The sequence below is a fragment of the Chryseobacterium sp. GVT01B genome, from assembly GCF_019970045.1.
In the GTDB taxonomy this organism is placed as follows: domain Bacteria; phylum Bacteroidota; class Bacteroidia; order Flavobacteriales; family Weeksellaceae; genus Chryseobacterium.
In genome coordinates this window covers 256,413-277,463 of record NZ_JAHXYI010000007.1, presented here as the reverse complement: position 1 = coordinate 277,463, position 21,051 = coordinate 256,413, and the positions used below count along the sequence as shown (strand labels likewise).

General features: G+C 35.7%; 19 protein-coding genes. 11 read left to right on the top strand and 8 right to left on the bottom strand.

The genetic code is table 11. The features are described from left to right. Nucleotides 1–64 precede the first annotated feature (64 nt). Nucleotides 65–2,296, bottom strand: coding sequence for a reprolysin-like metallopeptidase (locus tag LC457_RS18520; protein WP_223601186.1), 2,232 nt, complete (start codon nt 2,294–2,296; stop codon nt 65–67). 326 nt (nt 2,297–2,622) lie between these two features. On the opposite strand from LC457_RS18520, the gene LC457_RS18515 reads away from it, so the two are divergent. The 3 genes from LC457_RS18515 (at nt 2,623) to LC457_RS18505 (ending at nt 5,078) form a co-directional block, all read left to right on the top strand. Then, the gene (locus tag LC457_RS18515) at nt 2,623–3,141 is read left to right on the top strand and encodes a hypothetical protein (protein WP_223601185.1); all 519 of its coding nucleotides are present in this window, start codon (nt 2,623–2,625) and stop codon (nt 3,139–3,141) included. 77 nt (nt 3,142–3,218) lie between these two features. Beyond that, nucleotides 3,219–4,103 (top strand): transketolase, encoded by an 885-nt coding sequence (locus LC457_RS18510; protein ID WP_223601280.1) that lies wholly within the window; start codon nt 3,219–3,221, stop codon nt 4,101–4,103. Between the two features lie 30 nt (nt 4,104–4,133). Further along, nucleotides 4,134–5,078, top strand: a complete 945-nt coding sequence (locus tag LC457_RS18505) for a transketolase family protein (RefSeq protein ID WP_213278207.1) — start codon at nt 4,134–4,136, stop codon at nt 5,076–5,078. 172 nt (nt 5,079–5,250) lie between these two features. On the opposite strand, the gene LC457_RS18500 is transcribed toward LC457_RS18505, so the two are convergent. From LC457_RS18500 to LC457_RS18490, 3 genes are all read right to left on the bottom strand, one after another. After that, entirely contained in the window at nt 5,251–5,769 is a 519-nt protein-coding gene (locus LC457_RS18500) for a hypothetical protein (protein ID WP_223601184.1), read from the bottom strand. Beyond that, on the bottom strand, nt 5,747–6,226 hold the full coding sequence (locus LC457_RS18495; protein ID WP_223601183.1) for a hypothetical protein: 480 nt from the start codon (nt 6,224–6,226) through the stop codon (nt 5,747–5,749). The genes LC457_RS18500 and LC457_RS18495 overlap by 23 nt, the downstream gene beginning before the upstream one ends. Nucleotides 6,227–6,376: 150 nt before the next feature. Beyond that, on the bottom strand, nt 6,377–6,910 hold the full coding sequence (locus LC457_RS18490; RefSeq protein ID WP_223601182.1) for a DUF4303 domain-containing protein: 534 nt from the start codon (nt 6,908–6,910) through the stop codon (nt 6,377–6,379). A gap of 875 nt (nt 6,911–7,785) precedes the next feature. On the opposite strand from LC457_RS18490, the gene LC457_RS18485 reads away from it, so the two are divergent. The 4 genes from LC457_RS18485 to gwsS all read left to right on the top strand — a co-directional run bounded on the left by LC457_RS18485 (nt 7,786) and on the right by gwsS (nt 11,101). Next, complete coding sequence (locus LC457_RS18485; protein WP_223601181.1) at nt 7,786–7,986, top strand: TIGR04139 family peptide modification target; 201 nt, start codon at nt 7,786–7,788, stop codon at nt 7,984–7,986. A 64-nt stretch (nt 7,987–8,050) separates the two neighbouring features. Further along, a complete protein-coding gene (locus LC457_RS18480; RefSeq protein ID WP_223601180.1) occupies nt 8,051–8,956 on the top strand; it encodes a hypothetical protein in 906 nt (301 codons plus the stop codon). Beyond that, nucleotides 8,953–9,855 (top strand): grasp-with-spasm system ATP-grasp peptide maturase, encoded by a 903-nt coding sequence (gene gwsG / locus LC457_RS18475; protein ID WP_223601179.1) that lies wholly within the window; start codon nt 8,953–8,955, stop codon nt 9,853–9,855. Before LC457_RS18480 ends, gwsG begins: the two co-directional genes overlap by 4 nt. Nucleotides 9,856–10,030: 175 nt before the next feature. Further along, nucleotides 10,031–11,101 (top strand): grasp-with-spasm system SPASM domain peptide maturase, encoded by a 1,071-nt coding sequence (gene gwsS / locus LC457_RS18470; RefSeq protein ID WP_223601178.1) that lies wholly within the window; start codon nt 10,031–10,033, stop codon nt 11,099–11,101. 83 nt (nt 11,102–11,184) lie between these two features. Here the strand turns inward: gwsS and LC457_RS18465 are convergent, their stop codons facing one another. The 3 genes from LC457_RS18465 to LC457_RS18455 all read right to left on the bottom strand — a co-directional run bounded on the left by LC457_RS18465 (nt 11,185) and on the right by LC457_RS18455 (nt 17,033). Continuing rightward, on the bottom strand, nt 11,185–11,562 hold the full coding sequence (locus LC457_RS18465) for a hypothetical protein (protein ID WP_047373649.1): 378 nt from the start codon (nt 11,560–11,562) through the stop codon (nt 11,185–11,187). 69 nt (nt 11,563–11,631) lie between these two features. Then, on the bottom strand, nt 11,632–12,102 hold the full coding sequence (locus tag LC457_RS18460) for an Lrp/AsnC family transcriptional regulator (protein WP_039371059.1): 471 nt from the start codon (nt 12,100–12,102) through the stop codon (nt 11,632–11,634). Between the two features lie 134 nt (nt 12,103–12,236). Beyond that, nucleotides 12,237–17,033 carry a translocation/assembly module TamB gene (locus LC457_RS18455; RefSeq protein ID WP_223601177.1) on the bottom strand — a complete coding sequence of 1,599 codons (4,797 nt, stop codon included), beginning with the start codon at nt 17,031–17,033 and terminating at the stop codon, nt 12,237–12,239. A gap of 4 nt (nt 17,034–17,037) precedes the next feature. Between LC457_RS18455 and tsaD the strand changes: the two genes are divergently transcribed. The 3 genes from tsaD to LC457_RS18440 are packed head-to-tail and all read left to right on the top strand — an operon-like array spanning nt 17,038 to nt 19,138. Further along, complete coding sequence (gene tsaD / locus LC457_RS18450) at nt 17,038–18,054, top strand: tRNA (adenosine(37)-N6)-threonylcarbamoyltransferase complex transferase subunit TsaD (RefSeq protein ID WP_047424252.1); 1,017 nt, start codon at nt 17,038–17,040, stop codon at nt 18,052–18,054. Beyond that, a complete protein-coding gene (locus tag LC457_RS18445) occupies nt 18,051–18,446 on the top strand; it encodes a hypothetical protein (RefSeq protein ID WP_223601176.1) in 396 nt (131 codons plus the stop codon). The genes tsaD and LC457_RS18445 overlap by 4 nt, the downstream gene beginning before the upstream one ends. Continuing rightward, on the top strand, nt 18,443–19,138 hold the full coding sequence (locus tag LC457_RS18440) for a 16S rRNA (uracil(1498)-N(3))-methyltransferase (RefSeq protein ID WP_223601175.1): 696 nt from the start codon (nt 18,443–18,445) through the stop codon (nt 19,136–19,138). The genes LC457_RS18445 and LC457_RS18440 overlap by 4 nt, the downstream gene beginning before the upstream one ends. Before the next feature lie 48 nt (nt 19,139–19,186). Here the strand turns inward: LC457_RS18440 and LC457_RS18435 are convergent, their stop codons facing one another. Further along, a complete protein-coding gene (locus LC457_RS18435) occupies nt 19,187–19,867 on the bottom strand; it encodes a TrmH family RNA methyltransferase (RefSeq protein ID WP_374200562.1) in 681 nt (226 codons plus the stop codon). Between the two features lie 161 nt (nt 19,868–20,028). Here LC457_RS18435 and LC457_RS18430 point away from each other — a divergent pair, with 161 nt between their 5' ends. Beyond that, nucleotides 20,029–21,045 carry an asparaginase gene (locus LC457_RS18430; RefSeq protein WP_223601173.1) on the top strand — a complete coding sequence of 339 codons (1,017 nt, stop codon included), beginning with the start codon at nt 20,029–20,031 and terminating at the stop codon, nt 21,043–21,045. Nucleotides 21,046–21,051 lie beyond the last annotated feature (6 nt).

The following is a 21,051-nucleotide window of genomic DNA, read 5'->3' as shown; positions in this document are numbered from 1 at the left end:
ATAAAAAAATAAAAAGGCTGTCCTCCATTGAAGACAGCCTTTTTTATTTTGGTGAATGGATTCTTTATTCTTTAATCCACTTGATTGTTTTCTCCATATTTTTAGATTTAACTCTAATCAGATAATCACCTTTAACCAACTGTGACAAATCAAAAGTACCTGTTTTATCATGGTTCAGTTTATTATTAGCCTGAGTGAATACTAATTTTCCACTTACATCATATACGTTCATGTCATACACTTCATTTGAATTGGTAAATTTAATATTCAGAAGTCCTTTACTAGGATTAGGATATACTACGAATACATCCTTATTTGAAGCTGTTTCGTTTACTCCCAATGTCTGTGTGATCGTAAAGTTAATAGGGTTAATATTGTAAAACACGTTCGTCTCTGCTGCCACCATAATTCTGGCCTGCGTAGTCGTTATATTAGGAATCGTAACGGTCTCGGAGCCATCATTTGCAGTAGAGCCTAAGATAAGCGTAGGATACGTAAGACCTCCATCTGTGGAAAGGAAAATGTTTACCGTAGCACAATTTACAGGGAAGGCAGTTGTGTTCGCTACATCCCATGTTATGGTCTGAGTAGAATTACCCGCCCAGTTGACAGCTGTGGTAGGTGCAGTTACATTGAACGGCCCTGAATTCCCATCAACGGTAATGATAGCATCATCATTTGAAACTCCTGCACATCCTGCGTTATTGTCTCTTACAGTCAGTCTGAACTCCATGGTTCTTGCATAGGATGGTCTCACTTCTCCTTTGGATACAGTACCATTGATTACGTCTGTAAGTTTCGGGAAATATCTGTAAGGAACTGTTACAGGTACGTATGATCTGAATAGAGGTGCATTACCTGTTGGAGCATTCCAGTCACCTGCCGGGCCTACATCATTCTGTTCCCAGCTGTAAGTAAGTGGGTTATTATCTATATCTGAAGCGGATCCTTCTAATCTAAACGGTGTGCCCTTTGGTATGGTAAAATCACCACCTGCATTTACGGTAGGAGCGAAATTGTTAACCGGAAGTGTAACCTGACATGAAGTTGACTGAACTTTTGCTGTGATAGACTGGAATGATTTGGTATGAAAAGTAGGAATACTGTTAGGAGCTAAATTATTTGTGCTTCCACAAATTCCTGCGTAAGCCATAATCGTAATTCCACTTCCGGGTTCTACAGCATTGGTAGCACTACGGTTTCCATTGCAGCTGCCTGTAATTGCGTTAAAAGTATGAGGACCTCCAAACTGATGTCCCACTTCATGAGCTACATAATCAATATCATAAGGATCACCAACAGGGTTAGGAGAACCGGTAATCCCTCTTCCTTTATTGGTTGCATTACAAATTACTCCCAATCCAGCTAATCCACCTCCGCCTGTACTGAAAGTATGGCCGATGTCATAATTAGTATTTCCTATCAGTAAATCAATCTGAGTCTGGCTCTCATTAATCAATGTGCTGGCATTGTTATTTCCGTTAAATGGATCTGTAGTAGCATTTGTAAAAACTACATTTGCTTCATTATCCACCAATACCAGTCTTGAAGCAACTTCCTGCTCATAGACTCCGTTTACTCTGTTTACAGATGTTACAATTGCGGAAAGAGTCTGCGCAACAGTAGGAGTAGCTGAACCAGTTGCTGCAACAGCATATTCTCCTGTGCAGGCCACTGCAAATCTGAAAACTCTAATTTGACCCCCTACGCTTGGACTTACGGTTTTTTGTGCGCTTTTTTTTTCAAAAGAAGAATCTTCATCTTTTACTCCGCAGGATCTCTGGGTTTTATCAATTAAGTCACTTTTCTTATAGATGATATAATTGTTAATATCCAATTTTGCATAAGGATCAATATAAGTATCTCCCGCTACTATAGATTTTATCTGTGCATGGAATCCCAGCTCCGTAAAATCCAGTTTTATAGTAGCGTACTTATCATCAATTCCCTGCCCTGTAAAAGTAACGATCTGAGGAAACTGACTGGCTAACCCAGGAGCCATCACCGAAGATTTCCAGATTCTGAATTTTGCTTTCTTACCGTCCGGCATTGGCAAAACAATAATCGGAGCATTATCTTTAAGATCACTGTCTTTCAACTCCGGAACAGAATTAAAATAACTTTTCATTCCAGCCACATCTAATGTATAAGTCAATGACTTTTCCGGCTGTACTGTCCTGTTTTTAGGATCTGCTTTGATAGACCTTTCACTGATCACTGTAAAAAAGTCCTGGGCCTTCCCTGAGGAAATGGATATTACAAATATCCCCAAATAAAATAATTGTTTAATTTTCATATATAATGGTTTGTAATTTTTATTAATTCAAATAACAAGACTAAAAACTAAAGAATAATCAGTTAAAGGTTTATAATTCAAATAATATTGAATTATAAAATTAACTAAATTTATCAAATATTATATACTAAAATTCAAAAAAAAATGATATTCAGTAGTAAAAAATCAACAATCAAGCTACCACAAAGCATTCAGCTCAATACACAAATTTTCTTTATTAAAATAACTAATTTTATAGACTTTTCTAATTTAATTATCTTTGCTACGAATGATATAAAGCCATTCAAAAATTTAACAAAATAAAAAGAAACAGAAATAAAAAAACCATGAAAAAAATTATCTCAATTATCGCTTTCTTGTTAACATTCAGTTTTATGAATGCACAGGAAAATTTTGAAGTATCAACTTTAAGAATCGGGCCGTTTAAAGTCTTTATGCCTAAGGTTGAGGCTGAAAAAATTGCAGGAATGAAACTTTCGAACTCCGGTGGAGAGAAAAAAAACAGGGTAAAGTATAATGGAGAGATCATTCAGATTGACCTTTTCGACAATTATATTAATGAAGCCAACCCGAGTGTTCCTTCAGTTACTTACATGACAACAACGAGTAAAAAATTTAAAACCAAAAGTGGAATCGGGGTGGGAAGCACCAGAGATGACCTTATCAATGCATACAGAAATTATCCCAATTTCAGTGTACGTCCGGATTGGGATGACAATAGCAAACCTATCAAAGATTCCGGTTATTTTAATATTGAAGACAGTCAGGCAGGAACGCTGTTAAGCTTTAAATTTGTTAATAATATTGTTACAGAAATATCCGTTTACCTCAATGAGGGCTGTTAAAAGCGGAAAAAAATTCAAATTAATTAAAATCCGGGTTTTGAGATCCGGATTTTTGCATTTCCATAAGCCGGTAAAAAATTGTAAATTCGCGTTCAAATAAATCAGACATAATGAGTAAAAGTATTGAAGAGCTAAAATCTCTTACTACGCAGATCAGAAGAGACATTTTAAGAATGGTTCATGCTGTAAATTCAGGACACCCGGGCGGAAGTTTAGGTTGTACAGAATACTTCACAGCACTTTATGGAAAGGTAATGAACTATAAACTTCCTTTCACAATGGAAGGCAAAAATGAAGATCATTTTTATCTATCAAACGGACATATTTCTCCGGTATTCTATTCTACTTTAGCAAGATTCGGATTCTTCCCTGTTGAAGAACTGAGCACTTTCAGAAAATTAGATTCAAGATTACAGGGGCACCCGACTACTCATGAGGGACTTCCGGGAGTAAGAATTGCTTCAGGTTCTCTTGGACAGGGACTTTCTGTAGCTCTTGGTGTGGCTCAGGGTAAAAAATTAGATGGTGATCAATCTCTTGTTTACACTCTTCACGGAGATGGTGAACTTCAGGAAGGTCAGGTTTGGGAAGCATTGATGTATGCTTCTGCTAAAAAAGTAGATAATATCATTTCTACTATTGATTACAACGGACGTCAGATTGACGGAGATACAGATGATGTATTAAGCTTAGGAAATCTTCATGCTAAATTGGAAGCATTCGGATGGATTGTTTTGGAAGAAAAGAACGGTAATGATCTTGAAGCTGTAATTGCAATCCTTGAGAAAGCAAAAACAGAAACTGGAAAAGGGAAGCCGGTAGCTATCCTTCTTCATACAGAAATGGGTTATGGAGTTGATTATATGATGGGATCTCATGCATGGCATGGTAAAGCTCCTAATGATGAGCAGCTAGACACAGCATTCAAGCAATTGTACCTAGAAGCTCCAGCTGATTACTAATATCTTAATATCTCGATTAATACAATAAAAATGAAATATACATATACAGAAAAAAAGGACACTCGTTCAGGATTCGGAGCAGGATTAGCAGAACTAGCGGACAAAAATCCTAATGTAGTAGCACTTTGTGCAGATCTTATCGGTTCTTTGAAAATGGAGAAATTCATTGAAAAGGCTCCGGAAAGATTTTTCCAGATAGGAATTGCAGAAGCTAACATGATGGGGATTGCTGCAGGTCTAAGTATTACAGGAAAAATTCCTTTTACAGGAACTTTTGCGAACTTTTCTACTTCAAGAGTATATGACCAGATTCGTCAGTCTATCGCGTATTCTAATAAAAATGTAAAAATCTGTGCCTCTCACGCAGGTCTTACTTTAGGAGAAGATGGAGCTACTCACCAGGTTCTTGAAGATATCGGTATGATGAAAATGCTTCCTGGAATGACAGTGATCAATACTTGTGATTATAACCAGACTAAAGCTGCTACTTTAGCGATTGCTGATTTTGAAGGTCCTGTATATTTAAGATTCGGAAGACCGGTAGTTCCTGTTTTCATTCCGGAAGATATGCCTTTCGAAATCGGAAAAGGAATTATGCTTCAGGAAGGTACTGATGTAACGATTGTTGCAACGGGGCACCTTGTATGGGAATCTCTTGTAGCTGCAGATGAGCTTGAGAAAGAAGGTATTTCTTGTGAGGTAATCAACATTCACACGATTAAGCCTCTTGACGAAGAGATCATTCTGAAATCTGTTGAAAAAACAGGTAAAATTGTAACAGCTGAAGAGCACAACTACCTTGGTGGTTTAGGAGAATCTGTTGCAGGTATGCTTGCAAGAAGAAGACCTACAAAACAGGAATTTGTAGCGGTAAATGATACTTTCGGAGAGTCTGCAACACCAGCAGAATTGATGAAAAAGTATAAAATTGATGCTGCTGCAGTGAAAGAAGCTGTAAAGAGAATTTTAGCTTAAATAAGCTATTTTTATATAGATAAAACCCCGGCTGTTTCTTTGAAACAGCCGGGGTTTTTGTAATTGCATTATAGACCACCCCGTCAAAAATTCTTTGAATTTTTGCCACCCCTCCGGCGGAGGGGAATGGTTATACATCTATTCTTCATTGTATTAGTTTTTATCCTGACTATTATTGTTCCTGTTGATTCAAAGGAATTCCTACAGCAATCAGAACCGGGCATAATATTTCCCTGACGTAATCGTCTTCTCTTCTGTCTGAAGCTTTTGAACCTGAGAAATAATTACTGATTCTGTAGTTTTTCACAAACTGATTTCTCTTTTTCCCAATTGAATAGTAGTATCCTCCTCTTTCATCATTGACAAAATAGGTCATTTCATCAAAATTCATGAGTTTTTTGGACAGTAAAAGTTTTCTGTAAATAGACTTCTCTGATTTATCAAAAATATATTTCACAGGAACCCTGAAAAACAAATCAAACAGGAAGTAGATCATATAAATTCCCCATAGTCCCATTGCAATTTTAAACTGATCTCCGGAAGTTTTACCTTTAAAATAATATAGAATTACAGGAAGAGCAATCACCCCCAACGCCAGCCACCATACTAAAGTACGCAGGAAATTGTAGTTGGGCATAAAGCTTATTTCACTTCCGTTTTCTTCAAACTTATAGCGGTCTCTGATATCCATTCTCAGGATTATTAATGTTCATAATGTCCTCTGTTTCATTCACCATCTTCTGTATTCCTTTTTGGGTAAGAGCCTGGCCTATCGTAAGCTGTTTTTCTTTGCCATTCACTTCAAAATACATCGACAGCATTACATTTGTGGTGATAAAACCCATGTATTTTGTTGCCAGCACATGAAAGTTTCTGAAGTTCTCTATCGGATAGGTTCTGGCCGGAACGAAAATGGTATGTTTTCCTGTAATCGTCATGCGATCCATATCAATGATGAATTTCTTAGTAAAAAAATTAACCAGAATAAGTGCCACCACAGCAATGATGACATAGCTAAGAGTTCTTACACTATTAAAGAGCAGTCCTGCTACAATCAGAAAGATAATACAAAGCACAGATACAAATACCGGCTGGTTTTTAAAAATATATTGATTTCCTTCCTGCTTATAAAATTTGTAATTGTTCATAATTAATATAATTGTTGTTTAATTTCTGGTTTCTGATAATGATATTATAAAGGTTTAGTGAGACTGTGATTGATAAGAGGCTTCTGAGACAATTATTTTATCGGGCTTCATATGTATATATTTAAAGTGTTTTTTTAATTTGTCATTCTTTTAATTGCCCCAGGTAGCCATCCAGTTCAGATATTCACTTCTGTATTCGTTATCATTAAGGCTTACGATAAGACTTTTCAGTTCTTCCCTCTCAAACTCATAATCTGAGACCGTGAAAATCAGGAAAATATCCTTGCCTGTTATCTTTGTAAAAAAGTTCTCATTTTTAAGTTTTTCCAGCACTTCTATACAGGTAGAATACAACTTAGCCTGAAAACCATCAAACCATTGATCATCGTCGTCATGCTGATCCAGCTCTGCTCTCAGTTGAGTACAGATTTCATTGAACTCTCCATCGGCTCCTTCCATTTCATAGATCCATTCTGCCGGTTCATACTTATAATAAAGAGCATCATCTTCATCTGCTGCTTCCAGTACTTTTATGGTATTTGCTGCTGGGCATACTGTCATTGCACCCTCATCACTGTACAATGCAAAGCTGTAAATCCCTTCTGTTCCATGTTTTTCATACACTTCTAAAAAAGCTTTCTTAGCAGCATCTTCTATCTGCTGTTTCAAAATTTCAAAATCCATACTTCTTTTCTTTTTTAAAATGGGCGGTAAAAATACCTTTATCCTATCAAATCAGCACATTATATTCTTTATAAGTATAGCCAAATTCATGATTATAGCTAGTGTATTTTAGAGCTTTACATTAAGTATTTGGATTATTCCTGCACATACCTTCTGTTTCTTTTGATGTAAGAGTGGGAAAATATAGAATGACCAAATACCGATTAAAAAAGAAGTTCGGTATAAATTAAGATATGATTTCAGACTTTTTACGGGGTATTTAATTTCTAAACTGTAACTACATTTCAACACTATATTTTAAATCACAAAAAACCTACCGAGCTAAACTAAAAAAAATCATTTTTATGACTGAACACAACTGCTTAGATGGTGAAAGAATATAAAAGCAATACTTTTTTCAGATCATTTTTCATTCAAAACCAGTACTTTTTTCACTAAAAACATCCTTAGAAACATGCAAATTCCTTTCAAAATGATGAATTACCATATTATTTCTAATGTTAAATTCATTCATTTCACCATATTGTACAATAGAATATCTTACTCTATAATATGCTATTACATTCCTAAGCTTTCTTAACATTTTCAGAGTTCACTTTATACTTTTCAATATTTAAAATATTTCACCAAACCTTCTCATATATACACAACTTGCATAAGCATATTTGTACACAAAATATACAAACCACTTACACATTTTATCCCAATGAAGTGAACTGAATATTTATAGATTTGAAAACATCAACGTTGACGGAATGCATTCTACATCTTTGTATGTATGTGTACAGTACATAAAAATATGTAAAGTATTCACTCCCAATGTCAGGGTTTATATGGCACAAATGATTTTACACAACACAACAAAAATTATCAAAATGAAAAAATTAAATGGAATGAAGAGTGGCTTCTCTTCTACAGAAAACAAAAAACTACAAAGAAAAGATTTAAAATCTATTTTAGGTGGAGATGGTTATAAATATGTAGAAACAGATTGTGGTTCTACATGTTATGATAAAGAGACTTGGAAAGATGGAGTTCATATCAGTACTTTAAAAATCGATACTAGTCTTAATTAATATTATCACAGATAGAGGGCTATCCCTCTATCTCTTTTATCAGATCATATTCGTTAGAGGATTTATGAAAAAAGATATTTGGAACTATACTTCATATGCTTTAATAGTTATATTTTTTACTCTTACAGCTTGTAAGAGCAGAAATTTAAACTATATAACTTATTATAATAAAATCAATAAAATCGACAGTATATTTCGTTTTCAAAAGGATACAATATTTACGATCAAGCAGTACAAAAAAATATTCAGACAATACCCTCCCAAAAACCAGGACCGGAGAGAAGAATATGAAAATTACATAAAGCTTGCAGATCAACATCACAAAAATTTCGGAGGGAAGAAAAGTCTTTACAAGCTTATTCCGTTAGTTGCACCTAATTGGAAATATAAAAAGCAAGACTCCGGCTTCATACAACTCTATCAAAAATATGGTATTGGCAGGCAGGAAATGGAATTGAAAGTTGAGGAATGGAAAAAAAGACTTAATCAAAAACTTGTAGATTCTTTTACAGTTGCGTTTAAACGTGATCAAGACAGCCGTATTGATTCAAATTATGCAGATATCAATAAAAATGACAAGAAGAATGCTGAGCTTCTGAAGTGGATGTTTGAGAACTATGGATTTCCAGACATGCAAAAAATAGGTTTATGGAATGGTGATTTTTTGATGCCCTCGGGACCGATATTACTTCACATGGCTGACTATGAAGAGTATTACCAATATTTGAAAATAAAAGTATTAGAGTATGTAAAATCTGGTGAATGTCCACCACGAGACTACGCTGCTATGATAGATAGAAATAATTTACATCATAAAGTACCTTATACTTATGGCGTTTATCAAGGTTATGAAAATATAAAAGATTCTGCAACCGTCAATCGTAATCGCAAAAGCATTGGGTTGCCAAGCTTAAATCATGCTCAGTTGATTACAAAAGATTTCTTCAAAAAAATAAAAAAGAAAAATTGATACTCATTATTTCTCAAAATAACGAAATAACCACTACAGAAGTCATTAAATGGCTACTAAAATTGGAGAAAAGCTTTATCCGGGTGCAAGAAGAGGAAATTTTTGATATTAAAATCAAAGAAAGACGGATTTATCTAGAAAGCCCGAGAAATTGTTTTTTTATTGATGAAATTACCAGTATATGGTATAGAAGAGGTGGATTGAAGTTTAACCGTCTACATTATAAAAATGAAGCAATTAATCTCAATATGAATGAATATCAACACTGGCTGGAAGATTATATAATTAAGTTTTTAGAGTCAAAAAAACATATCAATAAACAAAGCAATAGTGATATCAATAAACTTCTCGTACTTGAAGAGGCGCAAAAGGCAGGATTAGATGTTCCGGATTATTTTCTGTCTGACACCACAGATGATGTTACTTTAAATAAAACAATCATCAAAACCATTGGTGGAAATCCGCGAATGGAAAACATACTCAAAGATTCAAGCGGTATGATGTATACAACAATTGTTCAAGAAAATGAAGACGAAAATTTTTTTATCACCTTCTTTCAGGAAAAAATTGAAAAAGACTTCGAGATCAGAAGCTTTTATCTAAATGGTAAAGTTTGGTCTACAGCCATCTTTTCGCAAAATGATAATCAAACTAAAATTGACTTTAGGAAATATAATGATGAAAAACCAAATAGAAAAATCCCTTATAATCTTCCGAAAAATATTGAACAAAAAATACATCTGCTAATGCAGTCATTAGATCTTAATTCCGGTTCTCTTGATTTCGTTAAAAATGATAGTAAATATTATTTTTTAGAAGTCAACCCTGTAGGCCAGTTTCTGGGAATGTCAGTAATGTGTAATTATTTATTGGAAAAAGAAATAGCTGATTATTTATGAAAAGAGATTTTACTAATAAAGAAAAGCATAAACTGCCTCTCACCTTTAAATATATTGACATTGTAAAAAGTAAAAGCCGTGAGAAAAAGCATTTTAGCATCACCATTCCTTGTGAAAAATATTATACGGATTCTTATGCTAAACTTAATCCTTATAAATTTCTGACAAGATTGCTATGAAATACTTTAATCTTTTCTCAACAATTCTCATTACAAAAGGAGCCAGCAGAATTCTTATTTCAGACCTACAGAGAAATGTATCTGAACTATATCCTTTGGAATTATACGAGATGATAGAAGAAATGAAAAATCATTCTCTTGAAGACATCCTAAAAGATTATGATGAAGAATCCAGGCCGATTGTTCAGGAATACATTAATCTCATGCTGGAAAAAGAATATGGATTTGTTACTGAAAACGATTGGGACAGGAACTTCCCTCCTCTTTCTTATGAATATCATGAGCCCAGTGCTATAACAAATCTCTTTATCGAAATGGAAGATATTGAGCTGCTGAAAAAAATAAAACCTTCTGTAGAAAACCTTGGCATTAAACATTTGGTTATTTACAGTTTGAAACCGTTAACAATAAATGAATTCATAGAAATTGATAATATTTTTAAAACCTCAGTGCTGTCAGGAATAGAAATTTTTTCCCCGTTTCATCAGGAAACCAATCTATCTTTTATACAGGCTCTTCACAAAAATACAGTCAGAATATACAGTCTCATTTTCTACAATTGTTCGAAACCTCCTTTCAAAGCTAAAGATGAATACAGATTCTCGCTTAATTTTCTAAAAGATGACCTGAAAATATCTGCCTGTGGAAAAGTGGAACTGAAATATTTCAATACCAACCTTCCAAAAGTACTGGAAGCAATGAACCACAATTCCTGCCTGTATAAAAAGATGGGTATTGACCGAAACGGCACCATTAAAAACTGCCCGCTGATGGTTGAAAGCTTTGGAAATATTCATAATCACAGTCTTGAAAAAGCAATCACCCAGAGTGATTTCAAAAAATATTGGGATCTGACCAAAGACAATATAGAAATCTGTAAGGACTGCGAGTTCCGTTATGTCTGCACAGACTGCAGGGCATACACCGAAAATGCAGAAAAAAGCAAAGAAGACCTGAATATATCAAAACCTCTAAAATGCGGTTATAATCCCTATACAGGAGTCTGGGAAGACTGGACAAAAAATCCTTTGAAGCAAAAAATTTTTCATTCATTAGAACTCAGATAGTGTTTCTCATCCCCTCTTATATCCAAGAACGGCTTTTAAATTGAATTTAAAAGCCGTTCGTCTTATCATAAAGGATTATATTCTTATTTGAAAAACTTCCATTTCGGGATAATGGCCAGCATTCCGAATCCTGTAAACAGGAAAAGGTTGGTAACATCTGTATACAGGAATGTAGACAGGTAATAATTGTGCATAAAGAAGTGCATCACCAGTAAAGCCGGGAACATGAAGATTCCTATTTTTCTGTAGAAGAACATCAGTACCAGTCCAATCATCATTAATACATCAATTGAGAAAATAACGTAGAAATACCACCTCGGGATCTCCAGATATTCATGCTGCAGATATTCATCCACATCTATTCCAAGCCCCATTATAGTAAACAACATCAGGGCTGCAAATGCCAATACAAATCCCCATCCTTTCTTCGGATCTTCGTCAAAATAACTGTATTCTTCCATACCTACAAAAATAAAGAACTTATGAGAAATTTCATAAGTTCTTTTATAATTATTCGTTTAAAATTTGACTTATATAGAGATAGCGTTGATCAATCTATTTTTGTCACTTAAGAATTCTTCCATAGAGATCATACTTTCAGTTCTCATTACGTCCTGAATGTCGTCTATCTGGTAAATAATTCTTTTAGCATCATCCGTGTTCTTAGCTCTTACTTTACAGAAAATATTATATTTTCCGGAAATAACGCTAGCTTCAATGACGTTAGGTAAAGTTGACAATTCTTTCAATACTTCCTGAGTACGGTTTGATTTTGTCAAAAGGATCCCTATGAAAGCTGTAAAGTGATAGTCCAGCTTACCATAATCGATATTAAGAGATGATCCCAAAATAATACCTGCATCTTCCATCTTTTTCACTCTTACGTGAATTGTTCCAGCAGAAACATCCATCTGCTTTGCAATTTCAGTAAAAGGCATTCTTGTGTTTTCTACTAAGAAATCAAGAATTTTCTTGTCTATTTCGTCCAGTTGATAGTTCATATTAGTTAAATTACAATTTCTTTAAAAAATCTATGTATTTTTTGCAAATTTACGAAAAATAATTTAACTAAAAAATATATATCAAATATTAACAATAATTAACACAGATGATAAAAATCATTAAAATATTCTGATTATTTACCATTTGATTTTATAGAATCTGTTTTTATTTCACCTTTTGCACCTGAAGTTTTTTTGTCTTTTTTCTTCTTTTTAAACAAAGAATTGAAGCTTTTACTCCACACAACCCCTCCTCCATAGGCTTGATTCGCAGAGCCGTTTGTACTCACCATACCCATACCAATATTGGTAGGTTTAGAGTATCCTCGTATGATTAAACTTCCATCATTCTTTTTTGAAAGATCATATTCTACAGACCCTTCTCCGGAAAGGTAGTTATTCTGTGTATTATCTGTTTTCGACAGAGGAATTCCTAATCCAGTTTTAATATTAACTCTAGGAGAAACCGCTACACTTACTCCTGCATTGGCTCTGTCTCCGACGGTCGAGTTCTGGTCTCCTTTTACATAATTAAGGTCAATCTGAAATTCATTGCTCATTGTATTAAGAACAGACCCCAGCTGCTTAAGAAGCATATTATACCCTTGCGATTCTGCAACGTTACCTACATTTACTTCTACTCCACCACTATTGGATACGTTAAAGGTGCTCAACAAAAGAACTGAACCGAATTGAAGTACTTTCTCTCCTTCCTGGCTCATTTTAGCAGCCAGTGTTTCTCTTACCTGACTGGATACATCCATAGCCGTTACATTCAGATCAATCTGAGGGTCTACTAAAGATTGGGTAATATGAGCCTGTAATAAAACACTGATAGGCTGTAGTTTTCCCATACTCAGATATTCCCCAACATTGGCTACCATCCTTATATAATTGGCATTAATATCCAGTGCCGGCTTCATAGCGTCACCATCCCACCTAATACTACTGTTTCTTTCGATCTGGAAGGTCTTGTTAAGAATCGCTTTAGATACAAATGTTCCATTGTCTACTTTATAGGTACCGCTCATGGCGATATTTCCCTGTCTGTTCATGTGGAACCTCAACGGATCTGCAGAACCTTTTACGGTAATATTTCCTACATCATCTCCTACCAGTACATTTACAGTAGTTCCCTTATCTACGGCCAGATTGAAATCAATATTCATATTGGCTCCTGTTTTCTTCTTTTCTTCCAGTGTAATCAGACCGTCTTTTCCTTCTTTCAGGAACCTCAGCATTTTGAATTCTTCAACATTGGATGTAGAACTGGAATTAAAGGTAAAGGTACTTCCGTTAAGTGCCTTCATATTAGGAGTTGTAATACTTAATCCAGAAACAGGTCCATCCACATAAAGATCTCCCTGTCCGTAAACTCTTCCCCAGAACAGATCGAAATCTTTTTGAGTAGTATTAAGCATCAACAGATTGTCTGCCCTCATTACGAGAGACACCCCCATTGAAGAAAGCGTCTCAAACTGGATCGCCCCGGAAATATTCCCTTTAGAATTGGTTCTTCCATCATGTACTTCAATATTGTTGAGGATGGCTAATCCTTTGGTCAGTTGAATTACAGTGTCATCAAATGAATAATCTACTCCGGTAAACAAAAGCTTTAATCCGAAATCTTTTAAAGCAATATCACCGCTATAGTCAAGATTGCTTAGTTTTCCGTTGATTTTAAGGTCTCCGGTTGCTTTTCCTCTCAGGTTTGCAAAAACAGTCTGTACAAACTGCTGAGTAAATGACAGGTCAAAATCACGCATTTCTGCCGTAAGATCAATGATCGGAGAAGAAGTGTTATTGTTAACAGTTCCTGTCAGATTAAGACTATTATTCCCAAGAACACCCGCAGAATGTACTTTTACATCAATATCATAAACGTTCAGTGAGAAACCATTGGTGGCAGAAATAGAGATATCTCCCATATCATTGCCGTTCATCTTGATATCATCAATATTAAGATCTACCAGTGGCTGAAGTGTACTTTTATCCATCTTGATCTTGACACTTCCGTTGGCAAGACCCTTGATATCCATTGTATTTCCTCCGGACTGCATTTCCAGAAGTTTTTCTATTGAAAAGTCATTGATATCGGCATCCAGATAAAAATCTTTTGCCGATTTAAACTGTGCTTCTTTAATAAACAAGGCACTTTTATCGGAATAAACCCTTAGGTTTCTGATATCAAAATCTCCGGTCTTCCTTCTATAGGTAATGGAATGATTGAGTTCCGGACTTGTATCTATGGCCCAGGTCACTTCATTAAATTTCACTTCAGTAGGCTCAAATCTGAACACATAATCACCAGCCGCATCGGTAGACTGGTCTACATTAATAGCGTATTCTTTAAGCTTTTCATTAATTTCATCATCAGGACTTCCATGCTTGAATACGGTAGCTAAATGAAGGGTATTTCCATTCTCATTATTCCCTTTGAGTTCAAAATCTTTGATAACATTTTTGTTATAAACTACCCTATTAATCCTTGCATACAATTGCTGATTAAGGTCAGCCGTGTTAATTCTCACTTTAACACTATCCACCATTGCACTGTCTCTGTTGATATTTTTTCGGTCATTAACTTTATAATCAGGATTGGAATCTGCCAGCGCTTTATCAGCATCTGTAATTTCTTCTTCCTTCGTCATCATATATTTTAAAGAAGCAGCATCCAGATTCAGAATCAGGTTGTTTGAATTTCCGTCATATTCACCTTCTACAATAGCTCCCTGAGGAAGTCTAAGCTCCGGTAAAAAGTAATTGACCAATCCCTGTTGAACATCAAACTTCAGGGCAAAATTCTGTCCGCGGTATAATTTTCTCGGCGGTGGTCCCACCAATATTTTTCCGACTCCGTTTTCTACCATTCCTGCAAGATCTGCCAGGCTGTATCTTCCCGATATCTTCCCTGTGGCAGCTCCCGGAGCATCCACATCAATCACACGGCCTCCTGCTTCTACAAAGGTTTTTAATTTAGCATTCGGAATATTATATTTTTGAGTTGCAGTAGCAAAGTTCAGATTGTTGGCATTAACGTCCAGCGTAAGATCATTAATGGAAGACATAGCCATCTTTCCTTCAACCTGACCGCTTACCACCTGGCTGCCAGGCTTATTGGTAAAATAGTTCATATTCAGGTAGGTGACATCTGCGTTGACATCCATAGCCACTCTTGAAGTACTGAAATCTATTAATCCTTTTATTGTAGCTTTTGCCTGCTCATCATTAACGGTAATAAGTCCGTTGTATTTTTTATGATCCAATAATCCATCCAGATACAGATTATTGATCGTTTTATCCATAATTTCAACGCTTGCAATCTGAGATTTAGTGGTCAGACGCATGGTATTTACATCAAAGCTTTGCCCGTTAAGATCAAATTTACCGGAGATCAAGCCTACCGTTTTATTCTTTGTAATAACAGATGTATTAAGATCTTTTACATCAAGATAACCGGAATATTTAGGCATTGCGGTGCTGTAACCCGATAATGTAAGCTTGGAAATTTTAGCCTGCCCTATTCCTGTCATTAAATTCCCACTGTCCACATAGATCTGATCCGGATTTACTCTTGCTGTTCCATTATACTTTAATTTCCCGAAATCATCCGCAAAGTTCTTCATCTTTTTAGAGATAAAGGATGGCATCATTGCTTTTAAATCTTTGTAAGTAAAATCTGCGGAAAGATCTTTTGTTTCGATGGCAAAATGTCCTTTCAGCAGGTTATCAACCTTCATCGTTTTGGTTGCAATATTCACATCAGGATTTCTGATCAGGAAATTCTCCAGATGGAACTTATTTAAAGGTCCCGTCATCGTCCCTGAAAGATTGAACGGTTTTATATTATCCCAGTTCGTCACAAAATAGCTGATGTCATAACCACTCACCTGGCTTCCCTGTTGAATATTCATATCCCATCGTACTCTGTCAGCAAAATCTGACCATGATCCGTCATGAAGATTAAATTTAATATCCCCCTGAAGTAAGGTATGATCGGTATTCAGTGTAAGGTCTTTCAATGACAAAAACTGTTTCGTTAAAGACAGTTCTGTTGAAAAAGTATCCACAATATGAGATTTCCCCCATCTTGAGGTCACAAATGACATATTATTAATCAAAGCCGAAACATTCGGTCCGTTGACTTTTACATTCGGTGCTTTTAAGTTGAATTGTGTTGCCGTTAGCCATTTTCCCTGTTCTCCGGGGGAGTTTTCGTTGATGATAGAAACTTTAGAATCAATAATCTGTACTCTGGAATTCAGCTGAAAAGGAGGTTTGTTCGGATTTCTTTTCTTTCCGTCATCAAAGAGTTCTGTAAATCTTACAAAATTAGATATGCTGTCTCCTTTATAGGTAATTACTCTTACTTCGGCATTAACGAGAGTCAGGGAATTAAAGCTTAAAGAATTGCTTTTTCCTGAAATAGCATTCACAGCAAGAGATATCCAGTCTGAATCTGCACGGAATTCGCGGGCTTTTATAAAATCAAATCCTTTATAATCTTTTACTTTTAAACCTTTTATCGTTACATCTCCAAAGTAGTTAACATCCACACTTTCCGTGGAAAACCCTGATTTGAAATCTTTATTTACGATCTGAAGAGCCTGATCTGCTGCCCATTGTTTTGTCACCGGAAGATTGATAACAACCAATATACCTCCTACCAGAAATAAGCCAAGCCAAAAGAGAATCAAGAGAAGTTTTCCCCACCAGGTATAGCTGGTAACATCTTTCATCGCCTGTTTTCCAAACTCTTCAGCCGTTTCCACAGGATGATGTATGGCATCTGAAGCCAGCTCAGATGCTTCTTTTACTGTCTCCCGAACTTTTTCTTCTACATTTTCAACAGTTTTCTGTACCTGATCCCCTAGGTTTTCAGCTACCGATTTTTTATTCTCATTCTCGTTATTATTCTCTAACTTTGCCATTATTATGAGCGACTCTATAATTTTAGGTATTGAATCGTCCTGCGACGACACCTCAGCAGCTATCATCAAGGGAAATTCTATTCTTTCAAACATTGCCGCGAACCAGGCCATCCATAAAGAATATGGTGGTGTTGTCCCTGAATTGGCTTCACGGGCCCATCAGCAAAATATTATCCCCGTTGTTGAAAAATCTTTTTCTAAAGCAAATATACAACAAAATGCTATCTCTGCTATAGGATTTACTCGCGGACCGGGACTTTTAGGATCTCTTCTTGTAGGAACATCATTTGCTAAGTCTTTGGCTATGAGCCTGAATGTACCATTGATCGAAGTAAATCACCTTCAAGCCCACATTCTGGCCCATTTCATCGAAGATGCAAATCCTGTGCCGCCTACTTTTCCATTCTTATGTCTTACGGTAAGTGGCGGACATACCATGATTGTACTGGTAAAAGACTATTTTGATATGGAAATTATCGGTAAAACCATTGACGATGCCGCGGGAGAAGCTTTTGATAAAATCGGAAAGATTTTTGACCTTGACTACCCTGCCGGACCTATCATTGACAGACTTGCCAAAGAAGGGAATCCTGATGCGTTTAAATTCAACAAACCAAAGCTGGAAAACTATGATTATTCTTTCAGCGGTATTAAAACTTCGGTATTATATTTCATTCAGAAGGAAGTCAGAAAAAATCCGGATTTCATCAAGGAAAATCTAAATGATCTATGTGCATCTGTACAGAAATCCATCATTGAAATCCTGATGAATAAACTTGAAAAAGCGGCTCAGGATCTTAACGTCAATAAAGTTGCTATTGCAGGTGGTGTATCTGCCAATTCTGCTCTGAGAAAAGCAATGGAAGATAACAAGGAAAAGCTGGGCTGGAGTATCTTCATTCCTAAGTTTGAATATACAACAGACAATGCTGCGATGATTGCCATGGTAGCAAAACTGAAGTTTGAGAGAGGTGAATTTACAGATTTGAGAACTTCGGCAACGGCAAAATACGATTTATGAAAATACTCTTAGAAGAAAAAGTACTGGGCACGCATTCTAAAAAGAACTCAAAATATTACTGGGTATTAGAAACGGTTACAGGAAAAAATGAAGATGCAGAAAATACCTTAGATTACTTTCCATCAAGTTCTGAGACAGGATATATTCAGGATATAAAAGAGGAAATTATAAAAAAAATAAATTCTGAACATCTTTTCAGTTTTCCTTATACTCCAAAAGAAGGAGACTATTTATCAATCAAGAATAATTTGAGAAAACAGGAATACTTAAATCTGATTTTCATCAACAATATCTGGATTGAAGAAATATACATGTGTTCTTACCGTGAATGTGATACAGACATCTACACAACTATAAAAACAGGAGTTGCATTCTTAACTCAGGATATATGAAACTATTTTACGGAGAAATAACAGATCATAAGGTCATCATCCATGACGAAGAACAACAGCATATTGTAAAAGTGCTTCGTATGAGAGATGGTGAGGATATTCATGTGACGGATGGAAAAGGAAAACTTGCTTCCGGAAAACTGGTTATAGAAGGTAAAAAAGCAGGTATTGATGTTTCTGAGATCAAAGAAAATCTACCGGAATTCACTCCTCAACTTCATATTGCGATTGCTCCTACCAAGAATATTGACAGGATTGAGTTTTTTGTGGAGAAAGCTGTGGAAATGGGCATTTCGGAGATCAGTATTATCGTAACCGAGAAAACGGAACGTAAAAATATTAATATTGATAAAATCAGGAAACAGGCTGTTGCTGCATCGAAGCAAAGTCTGAGATTTCATTTTCCGGTCATCAATGATGCTGTAAAACTAACGGACTTCCTGAAAAATACTGATTCAGAATACACTTTTGTAGCACACTGTCATGAGAATCTGGAAAGAATTGATCTTAAAAATATTCCTCAACTGAAACAGCTTACCTTTTTAATAGGCCCTGAAGGTGATTTTTCTGAAAAGGAAATTGCATTTCTGGCAGAAAATAAAGTAAAAGCCGTTTCTCTCGGAAATCAAAGGCTCAGAACGGAAACTGCAGGAGTTTTTGTAGCCGCATGGAATTATTATAACATGATATAGATAACAAAAAGAGAAGGCACTAAACCTTCTCTTTTTTATTTCTGAATCTTATTTCCAGTCAATATTATTTTCTCTCAGATATTTCTCAAAGATCTGCTGTCCGCTTCTGATTGAATTTACGGTCCAGAGAATTTTCATCCTTAAAAGTTTTTCTTCATCCAATTTATAATCAATATCAGATTTGATCAGCTTCTGTTTCAGTTCATACATACAGATTGAAGCTGCTACCGAAACATTAAAACTTCTCGTAAAACCATACATCGGAATTGCCAGTGTCTCATCTGCAAAGTCTAAAATTTCCTGAGACACCCCTTCCATTTCGGTTCCGAAAACCAATGCAATCGGCTCTGTAATTTCATATTCAGGAAGCATTTTAGCATTATTTTCTAATGAAACCACCACAATTTTATATCCTCTGTCTTTAATACTCTGAAAGGATTCCATATTCCGGGGAAGTTTTTCTACTTCAACCCAGGTATCTGCGCCTTTTGTTACCCTAAGATTAGGTTCAAAACTATATTCTTCCTGTAAAGCGACTACTTTATGAAAGCCGCAAGCCTCCACAGAGCGTACAATTGCTGCAGCGTTTCTAAACTGATAGACATCTTCTACAACCGGAAGCACAAAGTCTGAACTTTCCTGCGAAAAATGTTCAATTTTTGTCAATCTTTCTTCGGTTAAAAACTGTTTTAAATATTCATAAGTCTGTGCTAAATCACTCATCTGCATTTAGTTATTTTTTCAATAGCCTAATATAACGCCTATAATTACTATCTTATTTTTATAAAATTTCGATCTAAGCGTTTCATTCATTTTCAAATCTTTGCAAATTAACGTAATTTTGACCTATGAACCCTAATCGGGCTCCAATTCTTAATTAAAAATAGTACATGAAGCGAAAAGTCCTGCTCATCTATACCGGTGGAACCATCGGGATGGAAAAAGATTATGAAACCGGAAGTCTCCGTGCCTTTGATTTTGGTAATATATTTGAAAAGATGCCTGAAATGAGGCTTATGGAATGTGAAGTCTTTGTTCATCCTTTCGCCAAACCACTGGATTCATCGGATATGGGACCTGAAGAATGGAGGATTATCGCCAATTATATTCTTAAAAACTATAATGACTACGACGGATTTCTGATTCTTCACGGAACTGACACCATGTCTTATACAGCATCAGCATTAAGCTTCATGTTAAAAGGATTAAGAAAGCCCGTCATCATGACCGGTTCTCAGCTTCCGATTGGTGATCTGAGAACAGATGCCAAGGAAAATCTTCTGACCAGCCTTTATTATGCCAGTCTTTATGAAAATGATGAAGCAGTCATTCAGGAAGTTGCCATCTATTTTGAATATAAATTATTAAGAGGAAACAGAACGTTGAAATATTCTGCCGAGTATTTTGATGCGTATGCAAGCCCGAACTACCCTATTCTGGGACAGTCCGGAGTTCATTTGAATATTCTTAAAGATAACCTGTTCCGTTGTGATCCTGAAGTAGAATTCCATGTAGATGAACATATTTCTGAAGATGTTTTATTCTGGAGAATTTTTCCGGGAATGCACTTAAGTCATTTCAGAGAAATTCCTAAAATGAAGGTGCTTATCCTTCAGGTATTTGGTTCGGGAACCATTTTCAGCAGTGCAAAAACCCAGGAAACACTTCAGGAAATCCGAAATAACGGAACGGAAATCGTAGTGGTAAGCCAGTGTATATCAGGAGGTATTTCATTCGGAAAGTATGAAAACAGTAATATTTTTTCCAGAATCGGAGCAATCAGCGGAAGAGATATGACCGCAGAAACAGCTATTACCAAAGCGATGCACCTTATTGATAATCCAAGCTACTCCGGAAGTTTTGCTGATAATTTCACCAGAAGCCTTTGTGGAGAAATTACGGATTAAATTGCA

What these genes read in the sequence shown, in the direction of transcription:
- LC457_RS18490 (WP_223601182.1), bottom strand. Translation starts at nt 6,910, where the DNA reads ATGGATTTTGAAATTTTGAAACAGCAGATAGAAGATGCTGCTAAGAAA.
- LC457_RS18505 (WP_213278207.1), top strand. Translation starts at nt 4,134, where the DNA reads ATGAAATATACATATACAGAAAAAAAGGACACTCGTTCAGGATTCGGA.
- LC457_RS18430 (WP_223601173.1), top strand. Translation starts at nt 20,029, where the DNA reads ATGAAGCGAAAAGTCCTGCTCATCTATACCGGTGGAACCATCGGGATG.
- gwsS (WP_223601178.1), top strand. Translation starts at nt 10,031, where the DNA reads ATGAAATACTTTAATCTTTTCTCAACAATTCTCATTACAAAAGGAGCC.
- LC457_RS18520 (WP_223601186.1), bottom strand. Translation starts at nt 2,296, where the DNA reads ATGAAAATTAAACAATTATTTTATTTGGGGATATTTGTAATATCCATT.
- LC457_RS18495 (WP_223601183.1), bottom strand. Translation starts at nt 6,226, where the DNA reads ATGAACAATTACAAATTTTATAAGCAGGAAGGAAATCAATATATTTTT.
- LC457_RS18455 (WP_223601177.1), bottom strand. Translation starts at nt 17,033, where the DNA reads ATGGCAAAGTTAGAGAATAATAACGAGAATGAGAATAAAAAATCGGTA.
- LC457_RS18480 (WP_223601180.1), top strand. Translation starts at nt 8,051, where the DNA reads ATGAAAAAAGATATTTGGAACTATACTTCATATGCTTTAATAGTTATA.
- LC457_RS18445 (WP_223601176.1), top strand. Translation starts at nt 18,051, where the DNA reads ATGAAAATACTCTTAGAAGAAAAAGTACTGGGCACGCATTCTAAAAAG.
- LC457_RS18500 (WP_223601184.1), bottom strand. Translation starts at nt 5,769, where the DNA reads ATGGATATCAGAGACCGCTATAAGTTTGAAGAAAACGGAAGTGAAATA.
- LC457_RS18485 (WP_223601181.1), top strand. Translation starts at nt 7,786, where the DNA reads ATGAAAAAATTAAATGGAATGAAGAGTGGCTTCTCTTCTACAGAAAAC.
- LC457_RS18460 (WP_039371059.1), bottom strand. Translation starts at nt 12,102, where the DNA reads ATGAACTATCAACTGGACGAAATAGACAAGAAAATTCTTGATTTCTTA.
- tsaD (WP_047424252.1), top strand. Translation starts at nt 17,038, where the DNA reads ATGAGCGACTCTATAATTTTAGGTATTGAATCGTCCTGCGACGACACC.
- LC457_RS18515 (WP_223601185.1), top strand. Translation starts at nt 2,623, where the DNA reads ATGAAAAAAATTATCTCAATTATCGCTTTCTTGTTAACATTCAGTTTT.
- LC457_RS18435 (WP_374200562.1), bottom strand. Translation starts at nt 19,867, where the DNA reads ATGCAGATGAGTGATTTAGCACAGACTTATGAATATTTAAAACAGTTT.
- LC457_RS18465 (WP_047373649.1), bottom strand. Translation starts at nt 11,562, where the DNA reads ATGGAAGAATACAGTTATTTTGACGAAGATCCGAAGAAAGGATGGGGA.
- LC457_RS18440 (WP_223601175.1), top strand. Translation starts at nt 18,443, where the DNA reads ATGAAACTATTTTACGGAGAAATAACAGATCATAAGGTCATCATCCAT.